Raw genomic sequence first — 11,703 nt, forward strand, 5'->3', positions numbered from 1 at the left:
AGTGCAAGGAATAACCATTGCAGCTGATACATCACTTTCTACCTATTGTAGTCGGAAATTCAAATATATCTTATGCCAACAAACCTTCAACAAAACTTTGCGGATCAAATTGGACTAAATCATCCGGCCCTTCTCCTAATCCGACAAGTTTTACAGGAACACCAAGTTCTTTTTGAACTGCAACAACAATTCCACCTTTAGCAGAACCATCAAGCTTTGTAAGCACAACTCCAGTAATGCCAATCGCTTCAGCAAATATTTTTGCTTGAGCCATTCCATTTTGCCCAGTAGTAGCATCCAGCACAAGAAGTACTTCATCTACAGGCATAGTTTTTTCTACTACCCTACGAATTTTTCCAAGCTCATCCATTAAATTTGCTTTATTTTGCAAACGTCCAGCAGTATCAATAATAAGAACATCAGTTTTATTTTCTTTAGCTTTTTGTGCGGCTGTAAAAGCTACGGACGCAGGATCAGCACCATCTTTATCTGCGCGAACAACTGGCACATTTACTTCAGATGCCCAGGTTTCAAGCTGATCCGCTGCTGCTGCTCTGAATGTATCTGCAGCAGCCATCATTACAGATTGCTTTTGAGCAACAAATAGTCTTGCTAGCTTGCCTGCAGTTGTTGTTTTTCCAGTTCCGTTTACGCCAACCATCATAATAACGCCTGGATGATGCGCATCAGGCTTATTTTCATTCAAACGACGATCAGTATTTTCACCAACCAGTTCCAAAAGTTTTGCACGCAAAGCAGCACGCACATCTTCTGCACTAGAAGTTCCAGAAATACGAGCATCCTGGCGTAAAGAATCAACTAATTCCTCACTAGCTTTTGCGCCAACATCAGCCATTAATAAAGTATCTTCTACATCTTCCCAGTCTTCCTTAGACAGATGGTCTTTGCTTATGATATTGAAAAGTGTGAGACCGAACGGATTTGCGCTATTAGATAAACGTTTTCGAAGGCGCTGTAAACGAGAAGTTGTTGATTCTGGAATCTTAGATTCGTTCTTGCCTACTTCAACTGAATCATCGACACTTGCTGGAATTTCAGGGCCTCGACTATGGCTGCAAATTCGCAAGATTACTGCAACAGCCACTAGCAACACAGCAATAACTATGGTCGCCGCCACAAACCAAATCACCATATTCATATCTAAAACCATGTTCATGAAATTAAGCCTATGAAAATCAAGGGACACTAGCAATAGATTTCACTATTTTTTCTCATCTTTGTCACACTTTAAAATCTAACTACCGCAACACAATAGATTCCATTACACTGTTAAAATCAATATATTGCGCAAAAATAAGCAATCTAAATGTTCTAATAGTTAATTAGTGCTGATTAGCAATAATTAGTAGTTTTAAGGAGATTTTATGGCAGATAAATCTATAGAAGTATACGGTGCTAATTGGTGCGGCGATTGCATAAGAGCAAAAGCTGCGCTTAACAAGTATGGCGTAGATTTTATTTGGCACGATATAGAAACTGAAGAGGGAGCTGCAGAAAAAGCCGTAGAGATTAGTGGCCAAAAGCATATTCCGGTAGTTACTTTTGCTGACAATACTTTTATGGTTGAACCATCCGCTACACAAATTAAGTCAAAGCTGGAAACATTAGGAATACTGCAATAATTTGTTTATAACACGCACAACAGTATATTGATTTCACTTCGTCTCTTGAATGTAGTATACTTGGCGTTTGTTGCCCCTTTAGCTCAATTGGCAGAGCAGAGTCCTTTTAAGTCTTGGGTTGTGGGTTCGAGTCCCACAGGGGGCACTTTTTTATACCCAAATTTAGACTTATGCTTTAATGCGCTACTCAATAAAACAGTAATTATATTAAAAAATCAACTTGCCCAAACACTTGCGTCTTGATTATATTCGTCAATATCAGCGCCATGATTATTTGACTGCAAGTAAGTAGATTCATCATCTACTACGCCAGAATCAGCATCCGCGTTGATTGCAGCAAGCACACGTTTGTCCATTTTGTACTGAGGAAGCACATTTTTAATATAGCTTGTCACAGCATCTTGCATAGCAACGTCGTGACCAACTTTTTCTGCCATAAACCAACGATGATCCAAAACCTCATGGAAGAACTGCGCTGGTTCAATTTGCGAACGGAACTCAGAAGGAATCATACGAACTGTCGGCTCGAAAATTTCACGCATCCAATCAGTCGCGACGATTTCCAGCTCTTCACCTTGACGCCATGTAGAAGTGCGGTATGCATCCAAATCATTTAACAACCTTCGAGCCTGATTTTCTTGCACGTCCAAGCCTGTCAAACGCAGCAACTTGCGCGAGGCATAACCAGCATCCACAACTCGAGGACGAACAAGCACTCTGCGACCATCCTCGGAAGTTTTCATTTCTAACTCGTCAACGTCAAATCCCAATTCATTAAGACGATTAACGCGGCGCTCAATTCGCCACATTTCATCAGGACTGAACTTATCGACGTCTGTAAGCGTGCTCCAAAGTGAATGATAGCGATCTACTAAACGATTACCTATGCTAATTTCATCTACTTCCGTAGGCAAAAGCTGACCGGAGCTCAAATCCATAAGCTCGCCAATAATATTGGTTCTAGCTAAATCAATATCGTATTCTCTCTGGCCTTCTGTTAAACTTCCGTGCAAATCACCAGTTTCTGCGTCAACCAGGAATGCGGAAAACGCATCAGCATCTCGCAAAAATAGTACGTTAGAAAGTGAAACATCGCCCCAATAGAAGCCAGAAAGATGCAGACGCACCATCAGTACAGCTAAAGCATCAATAAGTCGTTCAGCAGTGTCTGGTCGCAATGTGCGGGCAAATAAAGCACGATACGGCAAAGAGAATTTCAAATGCTTCGTCACAAGTATTGCTTCAAGCTTTTCGCCATTAGCGTCTCTGCGTCCTGCAACAACTGCTATAGGCGTTACAGTTGGCAACTCAAGCTTGCGCAATCTACGCAAAAGTTCGTATTCTCGTTCTGCAACTTGACGAGTGATTTCCTTCATGGCATAAACTTCATCGCCAACATGAACAAAACGCACAATATGTCGAGAAATACCACGAGGAAGGTTTACAAACAAATCAGCCGGCCATTGAGAAAGTGGCAGCTCCCACGGCAACGTAAACATTTTAGGATTTGAACTAGCTGCAGTAATCTTAAGCGCAGTAGGCTCCTGAGACAACGCACTCTCGTCCTGTGCAGATACAGAAGTTGCCTGCACAGCACGCGGGTCCAATTGAGGAGCGTCATTCCATTCCATAGTTTCCATTTACCAATCAAGCTCGTGCCAACAATACAATCTGCAATAAATATTCATCGCAAATCAACCACTGGCTAATTATTGATAACAACTATACATAATAAAGCATGTTTAGTAATGTACAAACTTTCGCTTGTTTTTATTTTATTTTAAATTATATTTTTGCTTTTATTTTTCTGGCAGTTTTACCGATTTTTACCGATTTTGCTGGCAAAAACGGGGTTCGCTTTCATTGCGAACCCCGCCATACCCTTATACCGAAAGTTTGCTCATCTTACTTTTATAAAGCAAACCTACGCTTTTAGTTCAAACGCAACTCAGTAGAAGGTGCAAACAGATGCATCTTAGATGGATCAATCTTAATCTTGACTGTATCACCAATCTTCGGCAAAGCACGTGGATTCACGCGAATAGTCGTAAGCTTGTTCTGATCAGACATCATAGTAGATGCCTCTTCAGGAGAACCATCAGTTATGATATTGCCGTAGATATAGCCATCAGAACCGAGATCTTCTACGTTCATAACCTTCAAGGAGAACGCATTTGGATCATCGAAAGTTGCCAAGCTTGCGTCTTCTGGACGGAAGCCAACAATAATCTGTCCGCAATCTTCTACAGTGAGCTTATCAACAGCTTCGCTTGGAAGAACAATAGAATCCTCACCAATCTGAGCACGTCCATTAACCACTGGATGCTGGTTAATGTTCATAGATGGAGAACCAATGAAGCCTGCAACGAACACATTTGCTGGGCGGTCGTAAAGCTCAGTTGGAGCACCAACCTGCTGCAGAACACCAAGCTTGATAACAGCAATACGATCACCCATTGTCAAAGCCTCAGTCTGATCGTGGGTCACGTACAGAGTAGTAACACCAAGCTGACGCTGCAAAGCAGCAATCTGCGTACGAGTCTGCACGCGGAGCTTAGCATCGAGGTTCGAAAGAGGCTCATCCATAAGGAAGACTTTTGGTTCACGCACAATTGCGCGGCCCATAGCAACGCGCTGACGCTGACCACCAGACAAAGCCTTTGGCTTACGATCCAAATACTCTGTCAAATCCAAAACTTCAGCTGCTTTTTCAACACGCTTGCGGATTTCTTCCTTAGGAACACCAGCAATCTTCAAAGCAAAGCCCATGTTGTCTGCAACTGTCATATGTGGATACAACGCGTAGTTCTGGAAGACCATTGCAATATCGCGATCCTTTGGCTGCATTGTAGTAACATCTTGACCGCCAATGAGGATACGTCCTTTGTTAACCTCTTCAAGGCCTGCCAACATACGCAAAGTAGTAGACTTACCGCAACCAGATGGACCAACCAGTACGAGGAACTCGCCATCTCTAATAGTCATGTTCAAATCGTCAACCGAAGGCTTATCGTTGCCCGGGTAGATACGAGTCACATGATCAAATACAACTTCTGCCATGATATGTCCTTTCATCGGCAGGTACGTGCCGAACGATCCGTAGTGAAGGGTGTGCACTCATGACCCCAATTCCTACATCGGCGGGTATCAATCGTCCACAGTTTACTTACCTGGTCCATTGAAGGTTTCTCTTCGTTGAGCCAAGCCTTAATATACCATGTTTATCTTAGAAAAACAGTAAAAAATCAGTATTTTCCAAAGCTTCGGCGTGTCGACTGCGTAGAAAGTTATTACTAAACATCTAATCAATAGTTAGTTTTCACAATAAAAAATACGAAATTATGTAATCGTTTGTTTATATTAAAAAGAAATGTTAAAAAAGAAAACGGACGTCAAGCATAAGCCTAGCGCCCGTTTTAGTTAAATATTTTATGTAACTACAAGTCAATAGGAGAGTCAGTGCTTGAGACTTTAGGCATCTGACCTGCAACTCCAACTTGCTTCTTATCCAAGCCAATACAATGCAGCAAAGCCTCAAGAGTGTGCATATTCTTGCTACTAGCAGCATTAATATCTAGCAACTTTCCATTGATAGTTACGGTTGGTGTTGTCATCGAACCTTTGTTAGAGCCAGAAACGTTTAACAGCTCCATAAAATCAGGGGTATATTTGTTAATCAAATTCTGCCACTCTAAGTATTGGAGATCAAAAGCCTTACTAGCAACAGAATCATCTACCCCAGCTTTTTTAGCTTGTTCAATCAACTTTTCATTGCTTACAGGCTTATAGTCATCGCCCTCTTCTGGCTGGAAGTCTTTTGCAAAGATGTTATTAATAAATTGCAACAAATGCTCTGGATTGCTGTCATTATTAGCAATGTAGGCAATAGCGCCAGATACACGAGTTGAATATTTATCAGTAGAAATCTTATCCAAGAACGACATTGGGTGTATTTCCAAATTAATTTGGCCTGCACGAACCATTGCAGCCAACACTCTATCTGCTTCGCGATTAAAGTTTCCACATCCAGGGCATAAAGGATCAAAATAAGTTGCAACCGTTGGAGCTTTAGCAACAGGCTTGTTGTAACCAAGCTTGCTTATAAGAATTCCGCCCTTAGAATTGACAACTTCCGGCTTATATTTAGCACCAAGTTTCTTTAGTTGATTTTTAGCTTTATTAGAACGCTCAATTTGCGTTCTTTCAGTATTGGATTGCGGCGACTGGTAAAAAGCTTGGTAAGTTGTAACGCCAACTGCAGCTAGCATAGCCATAACAATCAGCACTACAACAATTCCAATAATTGTTTGCTGACGACGCTCACGAGCTTCACGCAATGCACGCTCACGCTTCTCAATGTTTTTTTCCAGACGAGTAGAAGATGAATTCCCCTGCTGATTGTCCTGTATTTGAATTTTAGGCATTTCTATCCTTCAAACCCTTTATTTTGCAAACTAAGCCTTAGTCCTAGCGCATGTTTGTCAATAAAACAACAACTTCACTATAGTCTAATAGATGCCATCAACGGAAACGTAAAAATGAGCCAAGACCTATGCGAAACATGTCAGTACCCTTAAAAATGGCAAGAATAATCCACGCAATAACGAAACCTGTGGCATATCCGGCAGAAGTATACGAAAGAATAGTTGGCAAATAAGTTGGAAAAATCATACGAATTGAAAAAATATTAAAAGCCATAAATTCTGCAGAGCTGCCAAACAGTAACGGATACACACAAGCCCCAATAACAGCACAAATCAAAATAATCACAATTCTTGGCAATGTATACACAAGCCCACGAATAATATGCCACGGAAGAGCTGCAACTCTCATAAAAGTATCCCCGCGAGGAGAAACGCCATTATTAAGCTCTTTTCTACGCAATCGCGCGGAAATATTGTATCCAGCTGTTGAGCTAGCCCACATAATAAATATATTTAATACAACTGCAGATAAGAAATTCAAACAGCAGATAACGACACAAATAGACACAAATAGCAGTAAAATCCAAGATCCGCGAGTTAAATAATCATACTTGCTGATTTCTAAATCTTCATAAGGCTTATCTGCAGTACAATCAGCTTCTTCCTCAGAAGATTCATCAGACTCCACATAATCCTCTTCGTCACAGTCTTCATAAGTTTTATTATTATTTATTTCGTTAGAAGATTGTTCCATAACTGTAGTCGAGCCACTTTGAATAGTTGACGCAACAGTTTCTTCTTCACCAGCTGTTTCGCTAATTGTTTCGCTAATTGTTTCACAAGTTGTTTCACGCCACATTTCGCGCATAGTTCCGCGTGCAGCGTCTCGATCAAAAGGGTGGTTATCTGGCCACGCTAAAGGATTTATTGAATCTTCACTAATTGCTCGCTCAAGAACAGCAGGGGAGCAGCGTTTTTCGCGATTAGGATCAAGGGCTTTCCTAAAAGCCTCCATAGTTTTTGCAGGAAGACCGCTTAAATCCGCATTGCCAGAAGCTGCACGCTCCAAAACAGCCATCAAAGGCTTTGTGCCAAAAACAGGTTTACCAGTTGCAGCAAATGCCAACACTGCCACAAGCGACCACCAGTCAGTAGACTCATCGGAATCTTTGCCCTCAATAATTTCTGGAGCAATAAATCCCGGAGTTCCCATAACTAACCCAGTACGCGTAACATGACTTTCACCTTCACCCATAGCAATACCAAAATCTACAAGCACAGGTCCATGAGCGGAAATCATAACATTCGTCGGCTTAATATCGCGATGTATAATCCCAGCTTCATGCACCGCTCTAACAGCTTCAATAAGCTTATGCGTTAATCTTTCCAAATCGTCAGCAACATATGGGCCATTTTCTGCAACGTCTTCTCGAAGATTTTTGCCCTCAATCAACTCCGTAACTATAAATGCTACTGAAGCGTCAAGTTCCATATCTACTATTGAACACACTCCAGGATGATGAATCCTCTGCAACGCTAAAGCTTCACGCTTTAAACGTAAACGTTCTCGCTCCTGCTCAGCATATTCTTTTTCGCTTTGATTAGCACTTATGCAAGCTCGCAATATTTTCATTGCATATTGGTTTCCGCCATCGTCTTTAACGCGCCAAACCGAGCCCATTGCGCCGCCACCAAGCCTAGAAATAAGCGTGTATCCGCCTACATTATTCCCTGGTTGCAAATCGAACATGCTCATATCTTCCATACTGCATTATGTTAATGCCTTATATTGCCAAATGCGCAAATATGAACAATAAAAAACACGCCGTTTCTATATTCAACATCGCCGTAATTTTGTAATGACGTGGCATATGGTACACTAATCAATGTTCTGCTTAGCATTGCTTAATAGTTTGCATGGCAAAACATTCGCCTCCTTAGCTCAGATGGCCAGAGCGGCCGCCTTGTAAGCGGCAGGTCGCCGGTTCGATCCCGGCAGGAGGCTCCATTTTTATTCCACTCATTTCGTGAGTATTTGGTATTTTTTATTATCATATTTCAAAACTACAGTTTGTTATCTTCAATATCGCATATAATAACGTGAAATGATTAAAGCAGAGGGGATAGTAACTACTTAACTATTTAGATTAACTATTCAAAATAGAAAAATTTACTTTTCATATAAAGTGCCAAATTATGGCGTATTATGAAAATAGTAAATCTATGTCTTCGCACATAATCATCTGTATAATAAAACTTTTCGCGAGTAAGAACTCGGAAACCTTCCCCCAACTCAGGGTTTCCGGGGTGAGAGTGGAGCGTCCCCCAACCAGCTCCACCTCATAGGGGGCGGGAATATCCCCTTCTCTCCCGCCCCCATTTTATTTGTTATGCATTTTTAAAACCCAATGCAGAATAGAAGGTATAATAAAAATTAGTCTTACAGTGAATGGAGTGATTACATGGCACGTCGATGGACGCCTCGACGCCTGATTATAATGCGGCGCTCTCGTATTATTGCATGCGTCTTGTCTCTATCTATTGCTGCAATAAGCATCTTTGCATTTACATCTCAGAAGGCAGTAGCTTTAGTTGTAAATGGCAAAGCAAACATTGTTAGCACTTATGCCACAACTCCTGCTCGTCTACTACAAGAACAGCATGTGCCTGTAAAAACGCATGATCAGGTTATATCTTCTTCCGGAGATATTCTTTCAAATCACGCTACCGTTACTGTGCGAAGCGCGTATCAGACTTCTATTACTGTAGACGGCGTTACTATACCATTTTGGACAGTTGCAACCAGCGTCGATCAGCTTATTGGATTCTTTAAAGCAAACGCTAAAAACGCTAAACGAATTACCGTAAATTTGCAAAACATTTACGATAAACTCACCTGCGGGTTAGCAATTAATAAAAAAGGCCCAATAACTGTTATTGCAGATGGGAAATCTCGAATTGCTCCGGACGGAAGCTTACCTGCGAGCGCTATTCTTGACGCGCAAGGAATTGTGTTAGGAAAAGAGGATCGAGTTAGCGTTGAAGATGACGAAGGTAATACTGTTTTGCGTATTTCCAGAGTCACGCACGGTAAAGAAACTAGAACAGTTTCATTGCCTTTTGCCACACAAACCGTAATCGACCCTAAGCTTCCAGCAAATTCTCGCGTTGTGCAACAAGCTGGCGTTAATGGCGAGCGAGAAGACGTATATAACGTAACTTATGTTGACGGCAAAGCTGAAAGCTCTACTCTCGTTTCGCAAAATGTATTAAAGCCTGCTATTAATCAGGTTGTTGCTGTTGGAAAAGCAGCTCCAATTCAGCCGAAGCCTGCCAACAAGCCAAAGCCTGCTGCAAAACCTGCGCCAAAGTCAGAGCCAAAGCAGGAACCAAAATCTGAATCTCAAGCATCTAAAACTAAGAATACAAATTCACAAAACCCGCAGCCTTCAAAACAAGGCCAGGAGCAATCACAGGAGAATCAACAAGCTCAATCACAAACGCAACCTGCTGCTCCGGAATCAAATCCTCCCGCTCCTGCTCCTGAGTCAAACCCAAATAGCCTTGTTCACGCTACACCGGAGCAGGCAAAGCTTTTTGCACAAGGAGCTGCTGCACAAATGGGCTGGACTGGAAAACAGTGGGAAGACCTTGTTTGGCTTTGGAATAGGGAATCTGGATGGCGCTGGAATGCAGAAAATCCTAGCTCACACGCTTATGGCATTCCTCAAGCTCTTCCTGCAAATAAAATGAGCAGTGCAGGAGCTAATTGGCATGAAGATGCTGCCGTACAAATCAGTTGGGGAATTAGCTACATAAAGGGAAAATACAAAGATCCTAGTGGTGCTGTAAGGCACTCGCACGAAGTTGGTTGGTATTAAAAACAACGGCGTGTTTTAACACACTTTTTCAACAGATTAATTGTTACGAAATTTGGACGGTAAAAATTTGACAGAAATCAGCATTGAAACTGAAGGCCAGCTTTTAGGGGCAGCAGATATTCGACGTATTGCTGCAGAAGAAGGCATTACTCCTACTAAAAAGTTTGGTCAAAATTTCGTTATTGATCCTGGTACCGTGCGAAAAATAGTAGCGGCAGCTGAAGTTAAATCTGGCGATACCGTTATGGAGGTAGGCCCAGGGCTTGGTTCTCTTACTCTTGCAATACTGCAGACTGGAGCTAATCTTACGGCTGTGGAAATAGACCCACCTCTTGCACGCCGTCTTCCTAACACTGTTGAAGAATTTATGCCAAACGCTTCTAAACGTTTTAATGTTATCTTAAAAGATGCTTTGACCGTAACAGCAGACGACGTTCCGCAACTTTCAAGGGCAAATAAGTTCACACTTGTTGCAAATCTTCCTTATAATGTTGCAACACCAATTGTGCTTACTTTACTTGAAAAATTTAGTAATTTACAACATTTTTTGGTTATGGTTCAAAAAGAAGTAGCAGATCGACTATGCGCTCAACCAGGAAATAAAGTGTATGGAACACCTAGCGTAAAACTTGCTTGGTACGGTCAATCTCAACGCGCAGGGCTTATTGGACGTAACGTTTTTTGGCCAGCACCAAATGTTGATTCTGCACTAGTATCTTTCACTCGCTATTGCAAAACTAAAGGAGATAATAGCGAACGAGAAGGTGTATTTACTTTAATTGATGCAGCTTTTCAGCAAAGACGAAAAACTTTACACGCGGCTCTTAAACATTTAGTTAGTGACGAAGCATACGAAAAAGCTAATATAGATTCTACAAGACGCGGAGAAACGCTTACATGCGACGACTTTATTGCGTTGTATCGCGCTTGTAAAACTTTAGAGTTGCAGCAAAAATAGTTTTTTATTCGAAATTTAAAATAACAATTTCATCAAAGAACAGTTTGCTAACAAACGCTTATACGCGTCAAAATCAGTCATACATAGTCAGTAAAATGCGATTTATATTACGCTTTGCAGATTAATAAAATTGCTGCAAACAAAATAAACTTACAGATCGGAAGTGAACATGACGCAAGAATACGATGAACGTATTGCTCGTAAGGCTTTCATGTATCAAAAGAAGCGATCTGTTATTACTACTGTTAGCATAGCTTTGGCAGTTACGTTTATATTTGCGCTGTTAATACAGTTGCATGTTTTCGGGATTAATTCAATAGTTGCACCAAAAGATAATCCTAATTTCGGCGTAACAGCACCATGCGCAGCTAAAGGCAAAGAAGGTTCTAAATCCCCTTATGTTGATAATCGTGCTGTGTCAATTCGAGTATTAAACGGTACGAAATTCCGCGGATTGGCAAGAGCCGTAGGAGAAGCGTTAAATTCTCGAGGCTTTAATCTTACAGAAGTAAATAATAACAAAACAAGTAATGTTAAAAGAACAACTATTTATTTCGGTAAGAACGCTATTAATGAAGCATACACAGTAAATTCTAATTTTGCTGATGCTGTTATGCGCATGGACGATCGCCAAGATAAGCTCGTAGATATTGTTCTTGGCTCGACTTTTAATAATCTTCGCCCGAAAGTTGATGTTCCAGCTGCAGGAGCCGCAATACAAGAAGTCCCTGGATGTGTTAAAGCAAAAGATATGAAGGAACTTCCTAAAGCAGATTCACACAAAGCTGTGAAATAAT

At 41.3% G+C, this 11,703-nt stretch carries 9 protein-coding genes and 2 tRNA genes; 6 read left to right on the top strand and 5 right to left on the bottom strand.

Annotated features, from left to right (window positions below; genetic code table 11):
- Window positions 1-70: 70 nt before the first annotated feature.
- Window positions 71-1,177, bottom strand: coding sequence for a signal recognition particle-docking protein FtsY (gene ftsY, locus CGSMWGV1500E_RS05615; protein ID WP_004126431.1), 1,107 nt, complete (start codon window positions 1,175-1,177; stop codon window positions 71-73).
- A 208-nt stretch (window positions 1,178-1,385) separates the two neighbouring features.
- Here ftsY and CGSMWGV1500E_RS05610 point away from each other — a divergent pair, with 208 nt between their 5' ends.
- Both CGSMWGV1500E_RS05610 and CGSMWGV1500E_RS05605 read left to right on the top strand, forming a co-directional pair.
- A complete protein-coding gene (locus CGSMWGV1500E_RS05610) occupies window positions 1,386-1,643 on the top strand; it encodes a glutaredoxin domain-containing protein (RefSeq protein ID WP_004126433.1) in 258 nt (85 codons plus the stop codon).
- Between the two features lie 72 nt (window positions 1,644-1,715).
- A tRNA-Lys gene (locus CGSMWGV1500E_RS05605) sits at window positions 1,716-1,788 on the top strand.
- A gap of 70 nt (window positions 1,789-1,858) precedes the next feature.
- Here CGSMWGV1500E_RS05605 and CGSMWGV1500E_RS05600 read toward each other — a convergent pair.
- From CGSMWGV1500E_RS05600 to CGSMWGV1500E_RS05585, 4 genes are all read right to left on the bottom strand, one after another.
- On the bottom strand, window positions 1,859-3,274 hold the full coding sequence (locus tag CGSMWGV1500E_RS05600) for a DUF4032 domain-containing protein (protein ID WP_004126435.1): 1,416 nt from the start codon (window positions 3,272-3,274) through the stop codon (window positions 1,859-1,861).
- 301 nt (window positions 3,275-3,575) lie between these two features.
- Window positions 3,576-4,703, bottom strand: coding sequence for an ABC transporter ATP-binding protein (locus tag CGSMWGV1500E_RS05595; protein ID WP_004126438.1), 1,128 nt, complete (start codon window positions 4,701-4,703; stop codon window positions 3,576-3,578).
- A gap of 377 nt (window positions 4,704-5,080) precedes the next feature.
- The gene (locus tag CGSMWGV1500E_RS05590) at window positions 5,081-6,067 is read right to left on the bottom strand and encodes a DsbA family protein (RefSeq protein WP_004126440.1); all 987 of its coding nucleotides are present in this window, start codon (window positions 6,065-6,067) and stop codon (window positions 5,081-5,083) included.
- A gap of 97 nt (window positions 6,068-6,164) precedes the next feature.
- Window positions 6,165-7,832: a serine/threonine-protein kinase gene (locus CGSMWGV1500E_RS05585; RefSeq protein WP_004126447.1), complete on the bottom strand. Its 1,668-nt coding sequence runs from the start codon at window positions 7,830-7,832 to the stop codon at window positions 6,165-6,167.
- Window positions 7,833-7,998: 166 nt separating this feature from the next.
- Between CGSMWGV1500E_RS05585 and CGSMWGV1500E_RS05580 the strand changes: the two genes are divergently transcribed.
- The 4 genes from CGSMWGV1500E_RS05580 (at window position 7,999) to CGSMWGV1500E_RS05565 (ending at window position 11,702) form a co-directional block, all read left to right on the top strand.
- Window positions 7,999-8,075: transfer RNA gene (locus CGSMWGV1500E_RS05580), tRNA-Thr, on the top strand.
- A gap of 454 nt (window positions 8,076-8,529) precedes the next feature.
- Complete coding sequence (locus CGSMWGV1500E_RS05575) at window positions 8,530-9,948, top strand: G5 domain-containing protein (RefSeq protein WP_004126450.1); 1,419 nt, start codon at window positions 8,530-8,532, stop codon at window positions 9,946-9,948.
- A gap of 52 nt (window positions 9,949-10,000) precedes the next feature.
- Window positions 10,001-10,906, top strand: coding sequence for a 16S rRNA (adenine(1518)-N(6)/adenine(1519)-N(6))-dimethyltransferase RsmA (gene rsmA, locus CGSMWGV1500E_RS05570; protein ID WP_004126453.1), 906 nt, complete (start codon window positions 10,001-10,003; stop codon window positions 10,904-10,906).
- Window positions 10,907-11,075: 169 nt separating this feature from the next.
- Window positions 11,076-11,702 carry a LytR C-terminal domain-containing protein gene (locus CGSMWGV1500E_RS05565; RefSeq protein ID WP_004126456.1) on the top strand — a complete coding sequence of 209 codons (627 nt, stop codon included), beginning with the start codon at window positions 11,076-11,078 and terminating at the stop codon, window positions 11,700-11,702.
- Window position 11,703 lies beyond the last annotated feature (1 nt).

Source organism: Gardnerella vaginalis 1500E (assembly GCF_000263595.1).
In the GTDB taxonomy this organism is placed as follows: domain Bacteria; phylum Actinomycetota; class Actinomycetes; order Actinomycetales; family Bifidobacteriaceae; genus Bifidobacterium; species Bifidobacterium vaginale_E.

Coding starts and splice junctions, on each gene's coding strand:
- CGSMWGV1500E_RS05590 (WP_004126440.1), bottom strand. CDS start 6,067: ATGCCTAAAATTCAAATACAGGACAATCAGCAGGGGAATTCATCTTCT.
- CGSMWGV1500E_RS05600 (WP_004126435.1), bottom strand. CDS start 3,274: ATGGAATGGAATGACGCTCCTCAATTGGACCCGCGTGCTGTGCAGGCA.
- CGSMWGV1500E_RS05565 (WP_004126456.1), top strand. CDS start 11,076: ATGACGCAAGAATACGATGAACGTATTGCTCGTAAGGCTTTCATGTAT.
- CGSMWGV1500E_RS05610 (WP_004126433.1), top strand. CDS start 1,386: ATGGCAGATAAATCTATAGAAGTATACGGTGCTAATTGGTGCGGCGAT.
- CGSMWGV1500E_RS05595 (WP_004126438.1), bottom strand. CDS start 4,703: ATGGCAGAAGTTGTATTTGATCATGTGACTCGTATCTACCCGGGCAAC.
- CGSMWGV1500E_RS05575 (WP_004126450.1), top strand. CDS start 8,530: ATGGCACGTCGATGGACGCCTCGACGCCTGATTATAATGCGGCGCTCT.
- ftsY (WP_004126431.1), bottom strand. CDS start 1,177: ATGAACATGGTTTTAGATATGAATATGGTGATTTGGTTTGTGGCGGCG.
- CGSMWGV1500E_RS05585 (WP_004126447.1), bottom strand. CDS start 7,832: ATGGAAGATATGAGCATGTTCGATTTGCAACCAGGGAATAATGTAGGC.